The sequence below is a fragment of the Psychrobacter sp. 1Y4 genome (assembly GCF_051847555.1).
In genome coordinates this window covers 1-516 of the sequence record NZ_JBPYDE010001164.1, presented here as the reverse complement: position 1 = coordinate 516, position 516 = coordinate 1, and the positions used below count along the sequence as shown (strand labels likewise).

Sequence of the window (516 nt, the reverse complement as noted above, 5' to 3'; positions counted from 1 at the left end):
AGCATTGGCAAAACGACCATCCAGTTCTGCATCATGTGCAGCACGCGCGGCCTCTACCGCTGCGGTAGCTGCAGCAACATCACCACCATCCGCTTCAGCGGTGTTAAGCGCTACTTGAGCGGCACCAAGTCCACTGTCGTTATACAGCTGGATACGACCATCATTGTTTAGATCGTTATACTTTATAAGCCCTGTGTCTTCCCATGTTGCCATCCAGTCTGGACGTTGATCATACTCTAAAGGTGCTTCTGCAACCCCTTGTGGATAGACCGTATCAATGAGGTTTAGACGAGCCATCGCACCTACCGCTGGAGCAGTAAAGTACAATAGCGAGATGAATACTAGTGTCCAACCCGCTGTCCAACGTGCATCGGCCACTTTAGGAACGGTGAAAAAGCGAATGATAACGTGTGGTAGACCAGCTGTACCAATCATCAGTGATAGCGTAAATAACACCATGTTTAGCTTGTTAGGCACATCCGCCGTATAAGAGGCAAATCCTAAGTCAGTCACGAC

The 516-nt window shown here is 49.2% G+C and carries 1 pseudogene; it reads right to left on the bottom strand.

Going from position 1 to position 516, the window contains the following annotated elements:
* Positions 1-516 (bottom strand): annotated as a pseudogene (locus ACS8FC_RS20950) (cation acetate symporter); the annotation flags it as partial.